Annotated in this window: 23 protein-coding genes; 8 read left to right on the forward strand and 15 right to left on the reverse strand. The window is 64.4% G+C overall.

What is annotated here, in order from left to right:
• Window positions 1-19 precede the first annotated feature (19 nt).
• Together ppsA and QP552_RS12815 are read left to right on the forward strand one after the other, a co-directional pair.
• On the forward strand, window positions 20-2398 hold the full coding sequence (gene ppsA / locus QP552_RS12810) for a phosphoenolpyruvate synthase (RefSeq protein WP_106551416.1): 2379 nt from the start codon (window positions 20-22) through the stop codon (window positions 2396-2398).
• 137 nt (window positions 2399-2535) lie between these two features.
• Window positions 2536-3432, forward strand: a complete 897-nt coding sequence (locus QP552_RS12815) for a mechanosensitive ion channel domain-containing protein (protein ID WP_111113714.1) — start codon at window positions 2536-2538, stop codon at window positions 3430-3432.
• An 82-nt stretch (window positions 3433-3514) separates the two neighbouring features.
• Here the strand turns inward: QP552_RS12815 and QP552_RS12820 are convergent, their stop codons facing one another.
• The 5 genes from QP552_RS12820 to QP552_RS12840 all read right to left on the reverse strand — a co-directional run bounded on the left by QP552_RS12820 (window position 3515) and on the right by QP552_RS12840 (window position 7412).
• Complete coding sequence (locus QP552_RS12820) at window positions 3515-4630, reverse strand: alkene reductase (RefSeq protein ID WP_286073801.1); 1116 nt, start codon at window positions 4628-4630, stop codon at window positions 3515-3517.
• 139 nt (window positions 4631-4769) lie between these two features.
• Complete coding sequence (locus QP552_RS12825; protein WP_099551015.1) at window positions 4770-5645, reverse strand: EcsC family protein; 876 nt, start codon at window positions 5643-5645, stop codon at window positions 4770-4772.
• Between the two features lie 159 nt (window positions 5646-5804).
• Window positions 5805-6377 carry an oligoribonuclease gene (gene orn, locus QP552_RS12830; RefSeq protein ID WP_049444646.1) on the reverse strand — a complete coding sequence of 191 codons (573 nt, stop codon included), beginning with the start codon at window positions 6375-6377 and terminating at the stop codon, window positions 5805-5807.
• Between the two features lie 75 nt (window positions 6378-6452).
• On the reverse strand, window positions 6453-6977 hold the full coding sequence (gene tadA / locus QP552_RS12835) for a tRNA adenosine(34) deaminase TadA (protein ID WP_099551013.1): 525 nt from the start codon (window positions 6975-6977) through the stop codon (window positions 6453-6455).
• Window positions 6978-7052: 75 nt separating this feature from the next.
• Window positions 7053-7412, reverse strand: coding sequence for a helix-turn-helix domain-containing protein (locus tag QP552_RS12840; RefSeq protein WP_111113711.1), 360 nt, complete (start codon window positions 7410-7412; stop codon window positions 7053-7055).
• 78 nt (window positions 7413-7490) lie between these two features.
• Between QP552_RS12840 and QP552_RS12845 the strand changes: the two genes are divergently transcribed.
• The 3 genes from QP552_RS12845 to QP552_RS12855 all read left to right on the forward strand — a co-directional run bounded on the left by QP552_RS12845 (window position 7491) and on the right by QP552_RS12855 (window position 9028).
• Window positions 7491-8258, forward strand: a complete 768-nt coding sequence (locus QP552_RS12845) for an NAD(P)H-dependent oxidoreductase (protein ID WP_286073803.1) — start codon at window positions 7491-7493, stop codon at window positions 8256-8258.
• A gap of 67 nt (window positions 8259-8325) precedes the next feature.
• On the forward strand, window positions 8326-8763 hold the full coding sequence (locus QP552_RS12850) for an acetyltransferase (RefSeq protein ID WP_197619816.1): 438 nt from the start codon (window positions 8326-8328) through the stop codon (window positions 8761-8763).
• A 58-nt stretch (window positions 8764-8821) separates the two neighbouring features.
• Window positions 8822-9028: a hypothetical protein gene (locus QP552_RS12855; protein WP_106549104.1), complete on the forward strand. Its 207-nt coding sequence runs from the start codon at window positions 8822-8824 to the stop codon at window positions 9026-9028.
• A gap of 21 nt (window positions 9029-9049) precedes the next feature.
• Here QP552_RS12855 and QP552_RS12860 read toward each other — a convergent pair whose 3' ends face one another.
• Complete coding sequence (locus QP552_RS12860; protein WP_286073804.1) at window positions 9050-9556, reverse strand: N-acetyltransferase; 507 nt, start codon at window positions 9554-9556, stop codon at window positions 9050-9052.
• Between the two features lie 259 nt (window positions 9557-9815).
• Here QP552_RS12860 and QP552_RS12865 point away from each other — a divergent pair, with 259 nt between their 5' ends.
• Genes QP552_RS12865 through QP552_RS12875 form a run of 3 tightly spaced genes read left to right on the forward strand, consistent with a single transcriptional unit; the run spans window position 9816 to window position 12506 of the window.
• Window positions 9816-10487: a hypothetical protein gene (locus QP552_RS12865; protein ID WP_286073805.1), complete on the forward strand. Its 672-nt coding sequence runs from the start codon at window positions 9816-9818 to the stop codon at window positions 10485-10487.
• Window positions 10488-10527: 40 nt separating this feature from the next.
• Window positions 10528-11181 carry a hypothetical protein gene (locus QP552_RS12870; RefSeq protein ID WP_111113707.1) on the forward strand — a complete coding sequence of 218 codons (654 nt, stop codon included), beginning with the start codon at window positions 10528-10530 and terminating at the stop codon, window positions 11179-11181.
• The gene (locus QP552_RS12875; protein ID WP_111113706.1) at window positions 11178-12506 is read left to right on the forward strand and encodes an XVIPCD domain-containing protein; all 1329 of its coding nucleotides are present in this window, start codon (window positions 11178-11180) and stop codon (window positions 12504-12506) included. Before QP552_RS12870 ends, QP552_RS12875 begins: the two co-directional genes overlap by 4 nt.
• Window positions 12507-12560: 54 nt before the next feature.
• Here QP552_RS12875 and QP552_RS12880 read toward each other — a convergent pair whose 3' ends face one another.
• The 9 genes from QP552_RS12880 to QP552_RS12920 all read right to left on the reverse strand — a co-directional run bounded on the left by QP552_RS12880 (window position 12561) and on the right by QP552_RS12920 (window position 20376).
• Entirely contained in the window at window positions 12561-13838 is a 1278-nt protein-coding gene (locus QP552_RS12880; RefSeq protein ID WP_286073806.1) for a hypothetical protein, read from the reverse strand.
• A gap of 96 nt (window positions 13839-13934) precedes the next feature.
• Window positions 13935-14939 carry an XVIPCD domain-containing protein gene (locus tag QP552_RS12885; protein WP_286073807.1) on the reverse strand — a complete coding sequence of 335 codons (1005 nt, stop codon included), beginning with the start codon at window positions 14937-14939 and terminating at the stop codon, window positions 13935-13937.
• 57 nt (window positions 14940-14996) lie between these two features.
• Window positions 14997-15533, reverse strand: a complete 537-nt coding sequence (locus tag QP552_RS12890; RefSeq protein WP_286073808.1) for a hypothetical protein — start codon at window positions 15531-15533, stop codon at window positions 14997-14999.
• 317 nt (window positions 15534-15850) lie between these two features.
• On the reverse strand, window positions 15851-16375 hold the full coding sequence (locus QP552_RS12895) for a DUF4189 domain-containing protein (RefSeq protein ID WP_111113704.1): 525 nt from the start codon (window positions 16373-16375) through the stop codon (window positions 15851-15853).
• Between the two features lie 177 nt (window positions 16376-16552).
• Window positions 16553-17095, reverse strand: a complete 543-nt coding sequence (locus tag QP552_RS12900) for a DUF4189 domain-containing protein (protein WP_111113703.1) — start codon at window positions 17093-17095, stop codon at window positions 16553-16555.
• Window positions 17096-17127: 32 nt separating this feature from the next.
• Complete coding sequence (locus tag QP552_RS12905) at window positions 17128-17673, reverse strand: DUF4189 domain-containing protein (RefSeq protein WP_111113702.1); 546 nt, start codon at window positions 17671-17673, stop codon at window positions 17128-17130.
• Window positions 17674-17783: 110 nt separating this feature from the next.
• Window positions 17784-18302, reverse strand: coding sequence for a DUF4189 domain-containing protein (locus QP552_RS12910; RefSeq protein WP_258394105.1), 519 nt, complete (start codon window positions 18300-18302; stop codon window positions 17784-17786).
• Window positions 18303-18316: 14 nt separating this feature from the next.
• On the reverse strand, window positions 18317-19474 hold the full coding sequence (locus QP552_RS12915) for a type IV secretion system protein (protein WP_111113701.1): 1158 nt from the start codon (window positions 19472-19474) through the stop codon (window positions 18317-18319).
• A 74-nt stretch (window positions 19475-19548) separates the two neighbouring features.
• On the reverse strand, window positions 19549-20376 hold the full coding sequence (locus tag QP552_RS12920; RefSeq protein ID WP_146260373.1) for a hypothetical protein: 828 nt from the start codon (window positions 20374-20376) through the stop codon (window positions 19549-19551).
• Window positions 20377-20394: the final 18 nt, after the last annotated feature.

Raw genomic sequence — 20394 nt, forward strand, 5'->3', positions numbered from 1 at the left:
GCCAAACGGAGCATCGCGCTTGAACGAGAACATCCTGTGGTTGCACGAACTGCGTCTGGCCGATCTGGCCCGCGTAGGCGGCAAGAATTCGTCGCTGGGCGAGATGATCGGCAACCTGGCCGGTCTGGGCGTTTCGGTGCCGGGCGGTTATGCCACCACCGCTGAAGCCTTCAAGGACTTCATCGCGCACAACGATCTGTCCAAGCGCATCTTCGACAAGCTGGCCACGCTGGACGTCGAGGACGTCAACGCGCTGACCGCGGCCGGCAAGGAAATCCGCACCTGGGTGATCGATGCCCCGCTGCAGCCGCAGCTGGACCAGGACATCCGCACCGCCTACGCCAAGCTGAGCGCCGACAACGGCGGTGGCGACGTGGCCGTTGCCGTGCGTTCGTCAGCCACCGCCGAGGATCTGCCGGATGCGTCCTTCGCCGGCCAGCAGGAGACCTTCCTCAACGTCACCGGTGCCGACGACGTCGTGCACAAGGTCAAGGAAGTGTTCGCCTCGTTGTACAACGACCGTGCCATCGCCTACCGCGTGCACCACGGCTTCAAGCACGAGGACGTGTTCCTGTCCGCCGGCGTGCAGCTGATGGTGCGTTCGGGCGTCGGTTCCTCCGGCGTGCTGTTCACCCTGGATACCGAGTCCGGCTTCCGCGACGTGGTGTTCGTCACCTCCTCGTTCGGCCTGGGCGAAATGGTCGTGCAGGGTGCGGTGAACCCGGACGAGTACTACGTCTACAAGCCCACCCTGCAGGCCGGCAAGCCGGCGATCCTGCGCCGCTCGCTCGGCAGCAAGGCGATCCGCATGGTGTATTCGGATGTCCCCGGTGAGCGCGTGAAGATCGAGGACACCCCGGTCGAACTGCGCAACACCTTCTCGATCAGCGACGAAGACGTGCAGGAGCTGTCCAAGCAGGCCCTGGTCATCGAAAAGCACTACGGCCGCCCGATGGACATCGAGTGGGCCAAGGACGGTGTCAGCGGCAAGCTGTTCATCGTGCAGGCGCGCCCGGAAACGGTGAAGTCGCGCAGCCACGCCACCCAGATCGAGCGCTTCGCGCTGACCGAAAAGGGCGGCAACGTGCTGGCCGAAGGCCGCGCCGTCGGCGCCAAGATCGGTTCGGGCGTGGCCCGCGTGGTGAAGACACTGGATGACATGAACCGCGTGCAGCCGGGCGACGTGCTGATCGCCGACATGACCGACCCGGACTGGGAACCGGTGATGAAGCGCGCTTCAGCCATCGTCACCAACCGTGGTGGCCGTACCTGCCACGCGGCGATCATCGCGCGCGAGCTGGGCGTGCCGGCCGTGGTCGGTTCGGGCAATGCCACCAAGGTCATCGAAGATGGCCAGCTGGTCACCGTCAGCTGCGCTGAAGGCGATACCGGCTTCATCTACGAAGGCAAGCTCGGCTTCGAGCGCACCACCACCGATCTGGGCAACATGCCGCCGGCACCGCTGAAGATCATGATGAACGTGGCCAACCCGGAACGTGCCTTCGACTTCGGCCAGCTGCCGAACGCCGGCATCGGCCTGGCCCGCCTGGAAATGATCATCGCCAGCCACATCGGCATCCATCCGAATGCGCTGCTGGAATACGACCGCCAGGACGCCGCGACCAAGAAGAAGATCGACGAGAAGATCGCCGGTTACGGTGATCCGGTCAGCTTCTACGTGGACCGCCTGGCCGAAGGCATCGCCACCCTCACCGCCTCGGTTGCACCGAACGCCGTGATCGTGCGCCTGTCGGACTTCAAGTCCAACGAGTACGCCAACCTGATCGGCGGCAGCAACTACGAGCCGCACGAAGAGAACCCGATGATCGGCTTCCGCGGCGCCAGCCGTTACGTCGACCCGAGCTTCTCGGCCGCCTTCGCGCTGGAGTGCAAGGCCGTGCTGCGCGTGCGCAACGAAATGGGCCTGGACAACCTGTGGGTCATGATTCCGTTCGTGCGCACCCTGGAAGAAGGCCGCAAGGTCATCGAGGTGCTGGAACAGAACGGCCTGAAGCAGGGCGAGAACGGCCTGAAGATCATCATGATGTGCGAAGTGCCGTCCAACGCACTGCTCGCCGATGAGTTCCTGGAGATCTTCGACGGCTTCTCGATTGGCTCCAACGACCTGACCCAGCTGAGCCTGGGCCTGGACCGCGATTCGTCGATCGTCGCGCACCTGTTCGACGAACGTAACCCGGCGGTGAAGAAGCTGCTGTCGATGGCGATCAAGTCGGCACGCGCCAAGGGCAAGTACGTCGGCATCTGCGGCCAGGGCCCGTCCGATCACCCGGATCTGGCCGAGTGGCTGATGCAGGAAGGCATCGAGTCGGTGTCGCTGAACCCGGACACCGTCGTCGATACCTGGCTGCGCCTGGCCAAGCTGAAGGCCAACGGCTGATGCACTGACCGCCGCAGGCTGACGTCGTGTTCATCGGCGTCAGCCCATACTGCTGCTGCACGCAAGCCCCGCCTCTGCGGGGCTTCGTGTTTCTGGCGTGCACGCACGCCCTGCCCTTCGCAGCAAAGGATGTCCGCATGATCGCCGCCGCAGCACCCGCCACTCCCGTCGCAACGCCCTGGTTCCACTCACTCGACTGGGAACGCCTGCTGGAAACCTATGGAGTGCCGTTGCTTGCTGCCATCGTGGTGCTGCTGGTCGGCATGTGGGTGGCACGTCGTCTGTCCAACGCGATGCCGCGCGCGACCGCGCGCATGGGCGTGGACCCGATGCTGGGCAGTTTCCTGCGCAACGTGGTCTACGCCGCATCACTGGTGATTGTGGTGGTACTCGCCATCGGCACGCTGGGCGTGCAGATCACCCCGCTGCTGGCCGTGCTCGGTACCGCTGGCCTGGCGGTCGGTCTGGCACTGAAGGATTCGCTGTCCAACATCGCCTCGGGCGTGATGCTGGTGACGCTGCGCCCGTTCCGTGTCGGCGACGTAGTTACCGTGGCCGGGCAGACCGGCACGGTCCGCGAAGTGCGCATCTTCCAGACCGTGCTTACCGGTGCCGACAACCAGCACACGACCATCCCGAACACGCTGATCACCGCCGCGCCGATCATCAACCTGACCGCCGAACCGACGCGCCGCGTCGAACTGGTGATCGGCATCGGTTACGAGGACAACATCCAGCTGGCACGCGATACCGCGCTGGCACTGATGAAGGCCGACCCACGCGTGCTGCAGACGCCGGCCCCGGACGTGGTGGTATACGAACTCGGCGCGCACGCGATCAACCTCGGCATCCGCTGCTACGTGAAGTCGCCCGACTGGTTCGGCACCAAGGTGACGCTGCTGGAGCAGCTGAAGCTTGGCTATGACAAGGCCGGCATCAACATTCCGTACCCGCAGCAGGACATGCACCTGTACCTGCATGGCAAGGATGGCGGCGTGGTCGAGGCGGATGCGCTGGTGCGCGACAAGCCCTGATCCATCCCCGGGATGCCGGCCAGCGGCCGGCACTACCGACGCCGACTGGGTAGGTGCCGACCGTTGGTCGGCACTGGCTCTTTCAGGCCCCGGCAACCTCTTCCAGTACCGGGTAATCGGTGAAGCCCTCCCCTCCACCGCCGAAGAACGTGGCGCGATCCGGTGGATTGAGCGCCGCACCCGTACGCAGGCGCTCAGGCAGATCCGGATTGGCGATGAACGGCCGGCCGAACCCGATCAGGTCGGCCCAGCCTTCGGCCAGCGCCTGATCGGCGCGCTCGGCGGTGTACTTGCCGGCATAGATCAACGTGCCCGGGTAGACCATGCGCAGCGCCTGCTTGAACGCCACCGGCATCACCGGCGCATCCTCCCAATCGGCTTCAGCAATGTGCAGGTAGCCCACGCCCAGCTCGCCGAGCAGGTGTGCAGCGGCCAGATAGGTCGCCTGCGGCGTATCGTCCACCGCGCCCTGCAGCGTGGTCAGCGGCGCCAGGCGCACGCCAACGCGATCACCGCCGGCCACTGCCACTACCGCCTGCACCACCTCGCGCAGGAAACGCAGCCGATTCTGCAGCGAACCGCCATAGCCATCGGTACGCTGGTTGGCCTGCGAATCGATGAACTGGTTGATCAGGTAGCCGTTGGCGCCATGCAGTTCGACGCCGTCGAAGCCTGCCTCCAGCGCATTGCGCGCGGCCTGCGCGTAATCGGCGACGATGCCCGGGATCTCGTCCCCGCGCAGCGCGCGCGGCATCGAATGCTGGATCATCTCGCCCACGCCCGCTTCCGGGCCTGCGCCCGTGGGGTCGACGAACACCTTCACGCCTTCGGCCAGCAACGCCGACGACGACACCGGCGCTGCGCCATCGGGCTGCAGGACCACATGCGAGACGCGGCCGACGTGCCACAACTGCGCGTAGATGCGGCCACCGGCGGCGTGCACGGCATCGGTCACCTGCCGCCAGCCCTGCACCTGCTCGGCACTGTGGATGCCCGGGGTCCAGGCATAGCCCTGGCCCTGCGCGCTGATCTGGGTACCTTCGCTGACGATCAGGCCGGCACCGGCACGCTGCGCGTAGTAGGTCGCCATCTCGGCGGTGGCAACGTTGCCTGCAGCCGCACGCGAGCGGGTCATCGGCGGCATCACGATGCGGTTGGGCAGGGTCAGCGGGCCCAGACGGTGGGAGGTGAACAACATGGCGGACATCTCTTGCGGGGGGAGTGCCGGCAAGAATGGGGACCGCCTGCGAAAGGCAACAGGCGTGTTGTGGCAAAACAGTTGTGCCCGGCAGGCAAGGATGGCCTTGCATGAAGGCTCATCCATGCACGGCGTGGATCTACTCCAGGCTGGGCTCGATCCTGATCGCGCCGTGCGCCACCCGGTCATAGCAGGTGCGCACCACGTCTTCCCCGTACTTCAGCTCCAGCCGGCGCACGATGAAGTGGCCACGCGCCATGTCCTGGTAGTAGTCGGTGAACATGGTATTGAGCGTTGCACCGGCAGCGGCGCCGACAATCGGCACCGCCTGCGCGGCGAACTTCTCGGTGACCACCACGCCGAAACGCGCCGCCACCTTCTCCACCATCTTCGCCAGCAGCTTGCCGGCTTCCTTCGGTGCCACGCCCAGGGTCAGGTCGCGACCGGTCACCACGCGCCCGGCCAGTTCGGCCGACAGGTGGCGCATCACGTCGGTGGTGAAGCCGCGGGCCAGGTAGTAGCCGGTCTCGCTGGCGTCATCGCGCGGCGAGTTGCCACCCAGCGCGAACACCTCCAGGCATGCCTGGCGGGTGCTGAACTCGGACAGGTCGAAGCCCTCGCTGCGGGCCACGTCGGCCACCGCGCGCATCATGATGGTGGTCGACACCGGCAGCTCGATGAACAAGGCCGCGAAGCCGAACGCCCCGCCGACCGCGCCGGAGGTGGCCGCCGCCAGTTTGTGCCAACGGGTTGAAGCGCCTTTGCCCGGCGTGTTGTCCATGCTCCACAGCGCGGCCTGCGCGGACTTGGACAGCGCCGCCTGCACGGCACCATGGATGCGATTGGAGACCGAGCTGGGCAGCGCCTTCACCGCGAACTCCAGCGGCGTGCCGACCAGGTTGGCCATGCGCGCGGTCAGGGTCGGCGCTTCCAGCAGGGCCACCGCCCGCTGCAGGTCGGACCAGTCGCGGGCGTCATGGGCAATGTCGCGGGGGAGCAGGATGGGCTCGTTCATGGCGCCGATCTTAGCGCCAGGGAGTTGAACGGAGGGTAGTGCCGGCCGCTGGCCGGCAACCCGATACACCTCACGAAAGCCGCCGAATTGCCGGCCAGCGGCCGGCACTACCCGTTCGCGTGTCATCCGGTAGCGCCGGGCCATGCCCGGCGCCGTTGTTCAGGCCGTGGGCAAGCCCGACAGCGCCCCCATGAACTGGCGGTAGTGGCGCAGCTCGGCGATGGAGTCGTGCACATCGCTCAGCGCGGTGTGGTTGCTGTTCTTGCCGACGCCGGCAGCCACGGTCGGCGCCCAGCGCTTGGCCAGCTCCTTCACCGTGGACACGTCCAGGTTGCGGTAGTGGAAGTACTTCTCCAGGCGCGGCATCTGGCGGTGCAGGAAGCGACGGTCCTGGCAGATCGAGTTGCCGCACATCGGCGACAGGCCGGCCGGAATCCACTGGGCCAGGAAGTTCACCGTCTGCGCCTCGGCCTGGCCAAGGGTGGTGGTGCTGTCCACCACGCGCTGCCACAGGCCCGAACGACGATGCTGGTTACGGTTCCACTCATCCATCGCCTCCAGCGTTTCCAGCGGATGATGGATAGCGAATTCCGGACCTTCGGCCAGCACGTTGAGCTGGGCGTCGGTGACCACGGTGGCGATCTCGATGATCGAATCGTTGTCGGTGTCCAACCCGGTCATTTCCAGGTCGATCCAGATCAGTCGTTCGTTGGCCGCGCCGGTGTCCGCCATTGTGTCGCCTCGTTGCTGGGCAGGCGCGCGGCCTACCGGTGAAGGAAAGAGGCGCCCATCATACCCGTTCGCCCCTCAGCCCTCGCCGACGTGGTCTTCCAGCAGCAGCGGCGGCTTGCCGCGCTTGGCACGGAAGTAATTGGTCAGGCGCGTGCTGGCTTCCTTGGCCAGCACCCCGCCGTGGATCTCGACCCGGTGGTTGTGGCGGGCATCACCGAGCAGGTCGAACACGCTGCCGCACGCACCAGTCTTTGGATCGCTGGCGCCGTAGACCAAGCGCGATACCCGTGCATGCACGACCGCCATCGCGCACATCGCGCACGGCTCCAGGGTCACGTACAGGGTGCTGCCCAGCAGGCGATGGTTGGCCAGTAGCTTCCCCCCTGCCCGCATGGCCACGATCTCGGCATGCGCGCTGGGATCGTGCGAGGCGATATTGAGGTTCCAGCCCTCGCCCAGCAGCTGGCCATCGGCGCTTACCAGCACCGCACCAACCGGGATCTCGTCGAACTCACGCTGTGCGCGCTCGGCCAAGGCCAGTGCATGGCGCATCCAGTGTTCATCGGCGTCGTGCACCGGTACACCCAGGACATCGGTCATGGCGGTTCTCGCTTTTCAACTGGGCCAGGATGGCCGCCGGGGCCGCATTGTACGCCCCGGGTCGTGCAGGCGCCGCTAACGTGCGTCGAAGCGCTCACGGGCGGCGTCCAGCACAGGAAAGTTGTGCTCGGCCCAGCGGTCCAGGGCAGCCAGCGTGTCGACCAGGCCGCGCGCAACCTCGGTCAACCGGTACTCCACATGCAACGGCTTGCTGCCCCGGTCGCAACGCTCGACCAGGCCATTGCGCTCCAGCTGCCGCAGGGTCTGGGTCAGCACCTTCTGCGAGATGCCTTCGATCTTCCGCAGCAACGCGCCGTTGCGAAGCGGGCCCTGCGCCAATGCCGGCAGCAGCAGCATCACCCACTTGCCTGAAATCAGCGCAAGCGCATCGCGTGCGGAGCAGTCGGCGGCATACACGTCTCCGCGATAGGCCATGGTTACCTCAAGGTGCGTAATTGCCGGGGCAGGTCGGCATCACGAGGATGGTCGCACACTCCACGAGCCCCTCGACCCATGCGCGCCCTGATCCTGCTTGCCCACCCCGAGCCCCGCTCGTTCAATGCACATCTGGCCACGCAGGCCGCCGAGCAGCTGCGGCATGAGAACCTGCAGGTGGACGTGGTCGACCTGTATGCGGAAGGCTTCGACCCGCTGGAAGCGGCTGACCACCATCCGCATCGCCTGCATCCCGACCACTTCGACGCCCAACGCGAACAGCGGCACAGCGCCGAGCAGGGCCAGCTGCCCGTCGAGGTGCAGCGCCATCTGCAGCTGCTGCGTGCCACCGACCTGCTGATCCTGCAGTTTCCGCTGTGGTGGTTCGCGGCTCCGGCCATGCTGAAGGGCTGGCTGGACCGCGTGCTCGTCTACGGGCCGATGTACAACAGCCGGCAGCGCCACGAGCACGGCGTGATGCAGGGCAAGCGCGCGTTGCTGAGCGTCACCACCGGCTCGTCGGCGCGGGCATGCGCGGTGGACGGCCGCGAGGGCGACACCCGGTTGCTGCTGTGGTCGTTGATGTACAGCCTGCGCTACGTCGGCTTCGAAGTGATGGAACCGTTCGTGGTGCATGGCGTGCGTTCCGGGCTGCCAGCGGATCGCGTGCAGGCGCACGACAAAGCAATAGCGGCGGCCACCAGCGACTACCGCGAGCGGCTGGCACGCTGGCAACGATGGCCGACCGTGCCCTTCAACGACAGCGATGATTTCGAGGATGGGGTGGTGCTGCGCGCCGACGCAGCTGCGCACAGCCCCTTCATCCGCCACCGCGACGCGGGATGAATCTTCGCCTGCAGGCGTTACCGGAAAGCCTCATACTTCGCACTCCCCGAAGCACCTTGGTGAACCCATGACCACCCTGCGCCCCTCGCGCGCCGACGAAGGCGCCGCCCTCGTCGACCTCTGGCGTCGTGCCGTCGACGCCACCCACGACTTCCTCAGTGCCGAAGACCGCCAGGCCATCGATGCCGAAGTGGCCGGTTTCCTGCCGCAGGCGCCGATGACCGTTGCTGTCGACGCACAGGATCGCCCCCTCGGATTCATGCTGATCGACGGCACCCACATGGAAGCGCTGTTCATCGATCCGGACGTGCGTGGCACCGGAGTTGGTCGCCAACTGCTGCAGCACGCGTTGACCCTGTGCCCACAGCTGAGCACCGACGTCAACGCACAGAACGCGCAGGCCGTGGGCTTCTATCTGCGCATGGGCTTCGTCGAAACCGGTCGCTCACCGCTCGATTCGCAGGGGCGTGCGTATCCACTGATCCATCTTCGGCATAACGGCTGACATCTGTCGGCCGCAACCGCGTGCTAGCGTGGCTGCCTTCGATCAAGGAACGCCGTGCATGGATGGTGCAAAAGCCCTGTTGACCCTGTTTGCGCTGGGCATCAGCCTGGTCTGGATCCTGGTGCCATTTGCCATCTTCGCCGTGCGCAGCCTGCTGCGTGAGGTACTGGCGGAACAACGTCGCACCAATGAACTGCTTGAACACATCGGCGGTTATCGCATTCCAAAGCCACAACCCGAACCCACCGTCTGGCGCGCGCCCTGACGGGCACGCGCTCGCCGTGGATCAGGCCGTCGCCTCGAAGGCCGGCGAATACTGCACCTCGCCCTGCGCCAGCGGAGGCTGCAGGCAGAGCGCCTGGAAGTACTCCGCAGGCACACCCGGCAGCACCAGGCCTGGCTCGGCACGGAAGCCGAAGCGGCCGTAATACGCCGGCTCGCCCAGCAGCACGCAACCCTGTGCGCCCAATCCACGCAGCGCGTCGAGTGCCGCGCGCATCAGCGCCGCGCCAATGCCCTGCCCCTGCCACGACGGCAGCACTGAGATCGGGCCAAGGCCGAACCAGCCTGTACTTCCATCGCTGATGGTGACCGGCGACAGCGCAATGTGTCCGACCACCTGGCCTTGGGCTTCGGCGACCAGCGAAATGCTCAGCTCCCCACGCGAACGCAGCGCATCGACGATGAACTGCTCGGTGTGGCTGCTGTGCGGGGCTTGGCGGAAGGCAGCTTCAGTGAGCGCATGGATCACGGCGTGGTCGGCAGAGGATTCGGGGCGGATCGTGTAGTTCATGGTGGAAGACTTCGCTTGGTGATGATCGCGTGAATTAATGATCGATGTCACAGAACGGCGGCAGAATGTTGAATGCGGTACGCAGTCGTTCCGATGCCGGCAAATCGACTGTGCCGCAAGCGCTTCCACACCACCGCCCAATCCTGAATGCGTCAAATTTCTGGCACTTATGCCCACTCGCTGCTGGCGCCGGGTTTCCCGGGCACCCCATAATCGGGAAACCTGTCACCAGGGAAGGATATATGGACATGGATGCACGATGCAGGAACACGCTTTGAGCACGGCAACGCCATCGCGCAGCGCACGATGCTGGCTGCCGGCGCCCCTGCTGCTGGCACTGGCGGCGTGCTCGCCTTACTCAGACGCAGAGCGCGATGTCGCCGCGGGTGGACGCGGCCTGGCCAAGCTCAATCCCGCACCGAAGCAGGCCTATGAGCTGGTGCTGACACTGAAGGACGCGCCGGGTCCGTTCGCGATCGTTGAGGGCGTGGCCCAGTACGACGTCAGCAACTACGCAGATTGTGGTCGGATCCTGCCTGCGACCGGCACTGCAGGGCGCATCACCAGCCAGGAACCCGTCGAGCTACGCAAGGTCGGTGAGAACGAATACCGCGGCACGTTCTACCTGGACCGTATGCAGGACGAGGACTACTACGGGCGCGGCGTCTGCCATTGGACGCTAACTGGCGCCGGTACGATGTTGCGCGCTACGAACGGCGAGGCGGATACGCGATTCCTGACGTATTTCAAGAAGGAACGCATGAACGCTGGATCGCCGTTGACTCTCTACTACCCGAAGGTCGCCTATCCTCGCGCCGAACTTGCCGCCAACTATCCTGCAAGTGGCAAGGAAGATCCTTCAGCGTACAAAGAAGAGCTGCGCGGCGCGCTGTTCTCAACCACCACCACTGTGCAGAAACTCGCGCCATGAGCTGCCAGTTCAACCATCCCTACCCCCAAGGAGGCCGACATTGCGCCACAAGATGATCCCGTGCCTTGCTCTGCTTCTATTGACCGCCTGCAACCCGGAGACCGCCATGAACCAGGAACGTGCCGCTGCCGAAGCCGATGTCGCCCAGGGTGGGCGCGGCCTCGCCAAGCTCAACCCCAGCCCGCGCAAGGCCTATGAACTGGTGCTGCGCCTGAAGGATGCCCCCGGTGATTTCGCGGTGGTCGAAGGTGTCGCGCAGTACGACGTGACCAACGAAGACCAGTGCGGCCACATCGAACCCGCCACCGGCACTGCCGCCCGCATTACCAGCCAGGAACCGGTGGAGCTGCGCAGGGTCGCTGAGGGCGAGTATCGCGGCACCGTGTACCTCGACCGGATGCTGGATGAGGACTACTACGGTCGTGGCGTCTGCAAGTGGGAATTCAGCGGCGCCGGCGCGATGCTGAAAGCCACCGGCGCCGAGGGTGAAACCCGCTTCCTGTCGTTCATTGAGGCAGCGCCCTTCGTCAAAGGCGAGACCGAGACTCGCCACTATCCTCGCGCAGACTATCCGCGCGTAAATGAGATTCCTGATTACGGCGCAAGCGGCCAGGAAGATCCCACCAAGTTCCGCCCAGAACTGCGGAATGCGCTGTTCTCCACTTCGCTTGAAGCCAGCGAGGTCCGCCAATGAGCCTCAACAGCCAAGACTACGCTGCGCTATCCGAAGATGCATACAAGGATTATGCGGTCGGTCGTCGTGCACCTGGTCAAGAAGAGATCGTCCCGATCAACGGGCACAAGTACAGGATTCTCGAGCACGTTGATAATCGACTGAACGGTTATCAGGGAACGATCTACCAGCGAGTCGACACCAATGAAATTGTCGTCGCACATCGCGGAACCGAACAGATCGCACGCGATGCGATTCTGACCGATGGTGGCATGGTCGTTGCCCGCACCAATGTGCAGGCTCCGGATGCCATCGCGCTGACTCAACGCGCCATCGCTTACGCCAAGAAGGAGGGGCAGGATCTCGGGCAGCGTCCACCAGAAGTCACCGTCACCGGCCACTCCCTCGGCGGCGCCCTGGCCCAGATCACCTCGCACCATTTCAACGTCAAGGGCGAGACCTTCAATGCCTATGGCGCGGTCAGCCTCAGCTACCGCATCCCCGAAGGCGGCAACACCATGATCAACCACGTCATGGCCTCCGATCCGGTCAGCGCCGCGTCGCCGCATTTCGGCCAGGTCCGCATCTATGCGAAGCCGGATGAAATCAAGACACTCGCCGCAAACGGCTTCAGCAACCATCCGATGCGCGCCCTGATCCCGGACAGCCCGCTGATTGCAGCAGGCAGCTCGTTCGGTGCGCACAAACTGGGCAACTTCCTCGACCAGGGCTCTGTGCTCAAGCACCCGGAAACGCAGAAGCTGGCCAAGGACAACGCCAAGATGATCGAGGAGTACCGCGACGACGTGGAATCACTGCGCCGTGGCGTTACCCGTGCAGCGCGTGGCATCCCGGGCGGCGCCATCGATCTGTACGACCACATCCGCGGCCCACTGCAGCCCGGTGAACCGGCACGCCGCGAAGCGGAGAAGAACGGCCATCACACCAGCATGCTGCGCATGGACGATGCCAACCACCTGGGCAACCCGTTGTTCAACGACGCGATCCGCGGCGTGCATGCGCAGGACGTGCGTGTCGGGCGCGTGCCGGACGTGATGAGCACGCAGCTGGCTGGCAGCCTCGCCGCCGAGATGCATGCCGCTGGCGGCAAGCGGATCGACGAGGTGGTCATGAATGCCGATGCCTCGCGCAGCTTCGCGGTGCAGGGCCAGGGCGGCGACCCGGCACACCTGCGCGTGTCGGTGGACACGGCCATGGCGATGAACACGCCGCTGGAGCAGAGCAGCCAGCGCATCGACCAGCAGGCCGCCGGTCAGCGCCATGCACTTGAGCGTGACCAGCAACTGGAACAGCAGCAGAACCAGACCCGCAGCATGCAGGCCTGATGGACTGCACGGGAGCCGGTCATTCCGGCTCCCGCTGCACGTCGGCACTCCGGCTCAGGGACCGGAGGCAGCCATCGGCGCGGAGGTACCGGCCGTCACAAATAGATCCGGACCGGAATCTGGGAAGCCGCCACAGGCCCGATCCCCCGGTGCCACCGGGTCGCAGGGCCACTGGCTACGCGAAACCTTTTCGCGCAGCTCGAAGCGATCTCCGGTCCAGACCACGAATGCCAGGTGCTCACGGTTCCAGTCACTGAACGCACGCGGGCCACCCTTCTGGGCGGTCTCCGGGTACTGCACGAACCAACGCATGGCCGGGCCATACTGCAGCTTGCTTTGATCCAGCGTGATCCGGCCTTCGCGCGCCAACTGGCGTGCGCGATCGGCTTCCGTCAACGGCGGCATGGCCGGCATCGCCTCGGCGGTAACATCCCGCGGTGCGGCATCGCCACGCACCTGGTACACACGCTGGGCCACATAGGCCTCGCGGCAATCCCCCGCTGGCAGGCGTACCGGCTCCGCGCCGTACTCGTCGCGGTTGGCGACCCGGTCGCTGCAGGTGAACGGCGCCGACACCAGGTAGAACGTGCTGTCGGCGTCACGCCCTTCCAGCGAACGCACCCAGATGTCACCCATCCGCACGATGAAATCAGGGCGCTGGCCGTAGCCCGGCACCGCCTTGAACCAGGCCTTCTGCTGCACCTCTCGCTCGCGCCAGCCGCGTGGCAGGTGGATATCATGCGCGGGCAGCGCGACCAGCAGCGTGGCCAGATGCGCCGGCATCGCGCCCTGGCAGGCGCCGATCAGCAGGTCGCCCTGGGTCGCGAGTCGCCCGGCCAGATCCACCGGGCAGCGGGCACCGAGTGCACGCTCGGTGGCCTGTTCGGGCGGCAACGGCACGATGGCCAATGCGGGCGGCGCAGGTGCTACCGCCGGAACGGCTGGCTCGACGGTGGCAGGCGGTGCAGCCACAGGCGCCGCCGCTGCCGGCGCAACGGGCGCAACCGGCGCAGGCACCAGGTCCGCGGCCGGCGCCGGCTGCGCGCCCACCCCAGGTGTCGCAGGAGGTGTCACGGCAACCGGTACTTCGGGAGCCGGCGCCGCGACAACGGCTTCGGCCGTCATGGGTGCTGCAACGGGCGCCGCCCCTGCGGGCGAGGCAACGGGCGCCTCGGCAGCGAGGGGCGCCTCCGCGACGGGTACCGATGCCTCCTGAGCCTGCGCCGACGCTGCGGCTAGTCCAAGTGAAAGCAGCCAGAGCTGCGGCAGGCGGTGCGCGGATGCATTGCAGCGGGCAGCAGCGTGCCGGGCATTCAAGGGAACGATTCGCATGTGGTGTCCTTACGTTGGTTTTCCATGTCGGCGCCACAGGGCGCCACGCGTCGTACGTAACTCACCGGCGGGCCCCCTGCCCGCCGGCATCAGGTGTTACATGGATCGAGAACGCTGCTCCTGCTCGCGGGCGAGCGCGGCCGTCGGGTCCTGCTGCGTAACACTGGCCGCCAGCTGCTGACTACTCTGCGCCAGTGGCTGCTGTGCGGCCTGCTCGCGGTCTACGGACGCACGCAGCATGGCCGGATCACCCAGCGCGCCCTGCACCGCAAACAGCGTGCGGCCGTCGTTGCCGGCCAGCAGATGATCGATGCGCGACAACCCCACCTTCTGCGCGCCCAACGCCAATGCGCCAGCGGTATTGTCGAGTTCCTGCGCACTGCGCAGCCCGCTCTGCGGTCCCAGCTGCTGCAGATGCCTGCGCGCATCCTCGAACAACGCATTGCCGGGCTCACCGGCATGCGACATGTCGCGTGCAACGGTCTGCGCCGGCGCACCGACTTCGCCACGATCCAGGCGCGCCATCACGTCCGGCGTCAACTTCTGTTGCCAGATCTCGAAACGTTGCCGGCGTGCCTCGATGCCATTGAGCGCGCCATTGAGCGCATGCGTTGCCTCGCGCACGTCCTGGCGCGCCGCCTCCGGCACCCGTGTCTGCCATTGCCATACAGCAATACGACCTGCGTGCTCAGGCTGCGCGGCCAGTTCCGGGTGATTCACCAGGTCCAGATCCAGCGCCTTGCCGGCACGCTCGTAATTCTCCTTGCCGACCAACGGCAGATAGCCGCGGCCGTGGTACTTCAGCGCGTCACCAGGCGCGTCGTTGCCCATGCGCCCGCCGTACATCAGCTCGGCCAGGTTTTCCGGCCGGCCACGCAGCGCTTCCTGGCGGGCGCTCTCCAGCACAGCGTTGCCATTGCGCCACGCAGCCTCCACCGGGATCTGCGAGATTCCCCGGGTGAAGTTGAAACTCTCGTTGAGCCGGCTCAAGCCGCGCGACTCGTGCCCTGCCTGGGCCATGAAATTGGCCAGTTCAAGCGGGGAGTCGATGCCGGCTTTGGTCGCCTGCCGCAACAGCTGCGACTCTCTATCGGTCGACACAGTGCAACTCCTGAATCTTCATCAGCGCGGATTCCCTTCCGCCGGTTGGAGCTTGGCTCATGGAAGCGACACCTCGGCGACACTGGACGGGTCGAAGTCCTCGAACCGCACCCTGCCCAGCTCCGCCACCGAGTAATCCCGGATGTTGGTCGCTTCGGTCTCGATATCCACGACCTTGCGTCTCACCCCGTCCACCCAGCAGGCCTTGTCCGCGGGCGCATAGCGGAACCGGTAGGTGCTGCTCCAGCGCTCGCGGCTACCGCCGTTGGTGATCACGCTGAAGGTGCCCTTCTCGACCATTGCATACGCAAAAGGGTCGCCGGCCAGGCCACCTCGGGTGGAACACGGCACCAGCGTGTCGTTGCGCGCGGCCAGCTGCCAGCGCCCGCGCCCATCACCGCGCAGCAACAGCAGCACCCGGTTTGGCCCGTGCTGGCCGGGCACCAGCCCTTCCGGCGTCGGCTGGTCGATGACCAGCAGCTGATACTCGATGCCATCGCCGTTGAGCTCGCCCCTGACAGCTTCCAGCAGGTTCGCACCGGACGGAACGAATGCCAGGGCATCGTCCATGTGTGCGCCAACCCTGTCTTCCATCCCCTCCCACTCCTTCAATGTGGTCATGCCGATGCCCGCCTCCCTGCCCAGCCGGAACGCGTTCCGGCTTATCCGCGCCTGCGCGGACAGGGATCATAGCCTTGCGTACGGCAAGACCGCGATGATGGCGAGCGTCACCCGATGCAGGGGCTGACAGCGTCCTCATTGGACGGAAGAACTCCTGCATTCGGCGGCACTGGCGCGTCATTTTCATGACGCGCGGGGAGCTTACCGCGAGGCGTTCTGCCGCGTCGAAGTGCGAGGAAATCGAAAAGCGGAATTGATCACAGAAAACGGGGCTTAGCGTGAATGGCGCCTTACCTGATGAACAGATCCGCCGTACAGGCCGTTCTGGCGATCCCGCATTGACCCTGCGGCAGCTGCTTCCATGCAGCCTTCGCGCTGCATTGCTGCATCGCGACAACGACCGCTCCCTGTTCGGACATGGCGGTGGCGACGCTGGTGGTTTCAGTGCCCAGACCCGCGTGGGCGACCGCCACGCATTGCGCCTGGAACAGGGTCGCCAACCTACATTCGCCTTTCCCGAACTCCTTGCACTCCTTCATGGATGCACGCTTTGCCTTGCCCCGCGAGCGCATCGAGTTGCTGATGAAGGTATCGCCGCGGGTATCCATCGCCACGCCGCGCACGGTCTGCGCCCAGTTGGGGCGATTGTTGTACGGGGATCCTGAGCTGCTCACCGGAATGGGCGCACAACCCTGTACACCCTGGCCACCGATCGGATACATGCCCTGCGGGCAGTTGCCTTCGGCGAGCGCAGTGAACGGCAGCAGGCCTGCAATCAGCAGACACGGAAGAAAAGCGAGGTGGATCCGTTTCATGGGGAGACTCATTCCTTTGCTGCCCATTGTGGGAGATGGGACGGCCTGAGCAGACGATCGTTGCCCACAGCCGATGCTGGAGCCAAGAGAACAAACGGAGCTGCACCCAAACACATGAAGCTCTTCGCCGCCATCTCGAGTTGCACTGGCTGCCAGTCCGACAATCCGATCAACGGGTCAGAATGACTCATAGACCGGCTTCGTACAGTCCTCGTATGCAACCTGACACGCCTTTCCACCGGTGTCGACGCACGACTGCTGGGCAAACTTCCGCGCTTCGGCGGAGTCCTTGGCGCTGGCAAGACCGGCGCGGGAAGCCCCGCCCTGGCTATTGGGAACCAACCATGCAACGCACTGGTTTCTATACGTGTAGATGACTCGGCAATCGGAAGCACCGCGCCTACCGCAGTCTGCCAGAGCAAACTGCTCCGCGTTCTCCTTGCTCGGCCGGCCCGTTGCAACACCCGCATCTGCGGTCGCGTCGGACGACGCAATCGCCCCCCAGGTCTTATGCCACTGACCCGCGGGCCCGGGTTCGCGGGCAGTCGCCCCTGCCCCAGGAATCGGGGCACACCCACCAACCCCTTGATCGCCGATGGGGTACTGGCCGGACGGGCATCGGCCCTCGGCATTGGCGTTGCTGGCAACAAGTAATGCAGCGAACAGCAGAGCAGAAATCACGAAAGCTGAATCACCACGCAGAGATTTGAAGTCGGCCATTGCCTTGAATCTCCGTGTGATGTCACAACCGATCAGTCTTGCTGGAAGAACGGCTTGGTACAGTCAGAATGGAAAACGGAGCAAGCCTGACTTCCCAAATCCTTGCAGTCCTTGGTTGCCCGCTCCTGCGCCTGTTCTTTCGTCGCCCCGGTGTTGAATCTCATGCCATTGTCCGGTCGTGCAGCCCGGACAACCGCATAGCACTGGTTGTAGTAGGTAAAAACGACTGTGCAGTCGGTAGCTCCGCCCTGCCGGCATCGCTCGACGGCTTGGCGCTCTGCCGAAGCCTTGGCCTGATGCCCAGTGGCAGAACCTGCATCTCCTCCAGGCGAGCTGGCGACTGCACCCCATGTCTTGACCCAGTACCCGGGATTCTCCTGCGGGGCGCTCTGAGCCGCGCCGGGTATGGGTGCGCAGCCTCCAACGCCTTGGCCACCAATCGGGTACTGGCCCCCAGGGCAACGGCCTTCGGCATTGGCATTTTCAGTAACGACGAGCACGGCAAACGTCAGCGTCAAAACCCTAAAGAATGTTACCCAAATGCTTGAAGCCGGCCATTGCCAAGACTTTTGGGACATCACCGTTGATCACTCTGTGGTCTGATGCTCCGCACCCGTCATCTTCCTTGAAGCCTTCCGCAGTGCTTCAAGCGACATCCAAAGAACGGGAGGCAATATGATTCGCCATATCAGCCCTCCTGAAAGAAGGGCTTGGTGCAGTCCGAGTGGACGAACGTGCACTCCTTGCTTCCCGAATTCCGACAATCCTGCGTCGCCCTTTCCAGCGCCTGTTCCTTGGTAGCACCCGCGTTGAACATCGTTCCATTGTCCGGCCGGCCGGTTCTGATGGACGCATAGCACTGGTTGTAATAGGTGTACAGAACCTTGCAATCGGTTGCTCCCCAGTGACCGCAGCGCTCGATCGCCTGTCGCTCGGCCGAGGCCTTGGCCTGATGGCCAGTCGATGCACCCGCATCGCCATTCATGGATCCCGCAACGGCTCCCCACGTCTTAACCCAGTGCCCGGGATTCTCATCAGGCGCGCTCCGGCCTGCACCAGGGATGGGAGCACAGCCGCCCACCCCCTGATCGCCGATCGGATACTGGCCCGGCGGGCAGCGACCTTCTGCTAACGCAGAATTGATGTATGCAGAACCCATAAACACGAAGGACAAGCAAAGATATTTCAGAAAACCGTTGGCGCTCATCGTCAGTCCAGCCTCTAATTTCCTTGATTGGCGTTCGCCGCGCCACGTTGACCAGGTGTGGTTCCTCCCGCCCCGCCCGTGCCGTCAAACACTCGGCCCAGACTGTTCTGAGGATTTGCTGCATTGTGGCCCGACGCGGCCTCTGGAGCCGCCGGCGGCGGAGCCGACATGCCCGGCGGACGACCATCAGCACTTGGCGAGGCACTGGCGCCACCACCTATCTGCGAATATGCCATGAAGGTGCCCAAGGTACCCTGGAAGAACATCGCTGCCATTGGGGGTGTAGTCAGGATCAACGCGGTGAGGATCAGGCCCATGCCTCCCTGCTGCATTGCCTGGCTGGTCATGCCGTCGGACATGCTTTCCTTGAGGATGAACTCCTGCACCAGCGCCGTGGTCCAGAAGGTGGCCGCTACACGTACCACCATGTCGAGCGCGATGGAGACCATCGCTGCAAGTACGGCCATCGAGAACATCGTGCCGATACCGTAGAACAGCCAGCGCTGGAACAGCTGCTTGGTCTGCTCGAACAACAGGCAGAGGATGAACAATGGGCCGAAGCCGATGAACAACGCCATGGCGATTTCATAAAGCATCAGCATTGCACCAGCGGTGATGGCCGGACCTGCGGTGCCCATCCCGATGAAGAACAGTGCCCGCTTCTTGTCCTCCAGCAGCTCCCCGTCATTCATGATCTGAATGGCGTCGATACTGGAAAGCGCGACCTGCATCCATGCCAGGCTCTTGTCGATCTGATCCTCGGGCGATTCGTTCGAACCCGTCACGACCTTCGTGATTTCTTCCTTGACGTCGTGGGTGAGGAAGCTCTGCAGATTGGTGCCGAACGCGCCCATGGTGGTGGCCGCGCTGACGATCAACGCCGCACGCGCCATATTGGTCACCAATACCATCATTGAGTCCCGGCTGCGGCCGGTCACGATGCGGAAGCCCTGCACCAGCACCCACAGGGTCATGAGCGTGAGGGCGATGCCGCCGACCCACTGCATCATTTCCCCCATCATGTCGATGCCAAACTTGTTTATCTTGCTTCGCAGGAAGTCGAAGATGAACTTGAAGAACACGAAATCCCCGATCGACTGGACACGTGCCACGTGACCCATCAAATCCTGGAATCCGCCATTGAAGTCAAAACTGGCAATCGACCTGATCATTTCCGCAATCCCTTGATGTATCCCTACCGGACAACCTCATGAGGCAAGTGCTTATACCCCTGCCCCGAACGACGTCAGTCGATGTGCAAAGCACCTTTCAACGCAGCGGTCTTGACCAGCTGCGAGATGACGCCCGGCTTGCCCTTCAATGCCACGCGCGCCAACACGCGCTGATTGGCCTTCATTGATTCCTCATAGGCGTCGTAGGACCGCATGCGCGCCTCCCACTCCTGCTGCAGCTTGGCAATGTCGTTTGCCGTACGCAGGGAGTCACTGTTCACTGCGGACATCGTGCCGGCCAGGTTTCCGTCCCCGCCAAAACGCCAACCCATGATCTCACCAAGCGTCGAATTGATGCTGGGGATGGTCTTCTCAAGAAACTCAACCGTTTCGTTGCGCTTGCGGTTTTCCATCATCTGGATGTTCACGCAAAGCTGCTGCTGCTGCGCATACAGGTCGCCAGAGGTGTCGAGGACGAACTTCTTCAGCAGGCTTCCTGCACTGAAGCCTGCTGAAGTACGGCAGACGTCTGCAACCATGTAGTCATCTGGAACACGCTCGAGCGTTGCCCCGGGTGGCAGCCCAAAATTGTTGATCAGACCCTGGATCTGGACCAGCGCGTCCTGATATTCCTGGAACGTCCTTTTCCAGCGAGTCACCTGAGCCGCGTACTCCAGCCCATCAGCCTTGATCTGCGCCTTTCCTTGAGCAACGTCCTTCAGCGCCTGCATCAGGTTGCTGAGGTCGAAAACAGGGTAACCACCGGCTGATACCGACGTCGTGGAGAACATGACCATGCTCCCCAGCAGGATGGCTGCCAGGCGCTTCTGACGCAGACCGCGTTGGCGCTTGTTATTACGGGATGTCATGTTCATGTTCTTCTCCAATGGAATGGATTTCATTCAGCGCTGTTTGATCGA

The sequence above is a fragment of the Stenotrophomonas sp. 59 genome, from assembly GCF_030291095.1.
Classification (GTDB): Bacteria; Pseudomonadota; Gammaproteobacteria; order Xanthomonadales; family Xanthomonadaceae; genus Stenotrophomonas; species Stenotrophomonas maltophilia_Q.

Excerpts from the sequence above, each read along its gene's own strand:
- QP552_RS12850 (WP_197619816.1), top strand. The coding sequence starts at position 8,326 with ATGACCACCCTGCGCCCCTCGCGCGCCGACGAAGGCGCCGCCCTCGTC.
- QP552_RS12820 (WP_286073801.1), bottom strand. The coding sequence starts at position 4,630 with ATGTTGTTCACCTCCCACCGTCTGGGCCCGCTGACCCTGCCCAACCGC.
- QP552_RS12875 (WP_111113706.1), top strand. The coding sequence starts at position 11,178 with ATGAGCCTCAACAGCCAAGACTACGCTGCGCTATCCGAAGATGCATAC.
- tadA (WP_099551013.1), bottom strand. The coding sequence starts at position 6,977 with ATGACCGATGTCCTGGGTGTACCGGTGCACGACGCCGATGAACACTGG.
- QP552_RS12825 (WP_099551015.1), bottom strand. The coding sequence starts at position 5,645 with ATGAACGAGCCCATCCTGCTCCCCCGCGACATTGCCCATGACGCCCGC.
- QP552_RS12845 (WP_286073803.1), top strand. The coding sequence starts at position 7,491 with ATGCGCGCCCTGATCCTGCTTGCCCACCCCGAGCCCCGCTCGTTCAAT.
- QP552_RS12910 (WP_258394105.1), bottom strand. The coding sequence starts at position 18,302 with ATGAGCGCCAACGGTTTTCTGAAATATCTTTGCTTGTCCTTCGTGTTT.
- QP552_RS12895 (WP_111113704.1), bottom strand. The coding sequence starts at position 16,375 with ATGAAACGGATCCACCTCGCTTTTCTTCCGTGTCTGCTGATTGCAGGC.
- QP552_RS12860 (WP_286073804.1), bottom strand. The coding sequence starts at position 9,556 with ATGAACTACACGATCCGCCCCGAATCCTCTGCCGACCACGCCGTGATC.
- QP552_RS12865 (WP_286073805.1), top strand. The coding sequence starts at position 9,816 with ATGCAGGAACACGCTTTGAGCACGGCAACGCCATCGCGCAGCGCACGA.
- orn (WP_049444646.1), bottom strand. The coding sequence starts at position 6,377 with ATGGCGGACACCGGCGCGGCCAACGAACGACTGATCTGGATCGACCTG.
- QP552_RS12905 (WP_111113702.1), bottom strand. The coding sequence starts at position 17,673 with ATGTCCCAAAAGTCTTGGCAATGGCCGGCTTCAAGCATTTGGGTAACA.
- QP552_RS12890 (WP_286073808.1), bottom strand. The coding sequence starts at position 15,533 with ATGGAAGACAGGGTTGGCGCACACATGGACGATGCCCTGGCATTCGTT.
- QP552_RS12880 (WP_286073806.1), bottom strand. The coding sequence starts at position 13,838 with ATGCGAATCGTTCCCTTGAATGCCCGGCACGCTGCTGCCCGCTGCAAT.
- QP552_RS12840 (WP_111113711.1), bottom strand. The coding sequence starts at position 7,412 with ATGGCCTATCGCGGAGACGTGTATGCCGCCGACTGCTCCGCACGCGAT.
- QP552_RS12920 (WP_146260373.1), bottom strand. The coding sequence starts at position 20,376 with ATGAAATCCATTCCATTGGAGAAGAACATGAACATGACATCCCGTAAT.
- QP552_RS12900 (WP_111113703.1), bottom strand. The coding sequence starts at position 17,095 with ATGGCCGACTTCAAATCTCTGCGTGGTGATTCAGCTTTCGTGATTTCT.
- QP552_RS12855 (WP_106549104.1), top strand. The coding sequence starts at position 8,822 with ATGGATGGTGCAAAAGCCCTGTTGACCCTGTTTGCGCTGGGCATCAGC.
- QP552_RS12815 (WP_111113714.1), top strand. The coding sequence starts at position 2,536 with ATGATCGCCGCCGCAGCACCCGCCACTCCCGTCGCAACGCCCTGGTTC.
- QP552_RS12915 (WP_111113701.1), bottom strand. The coding sequence starts at position 19,474 with ATGATCAGGTCGATTGCCAGTTTTGACTTCAATGGCGGATTCCAGGAT.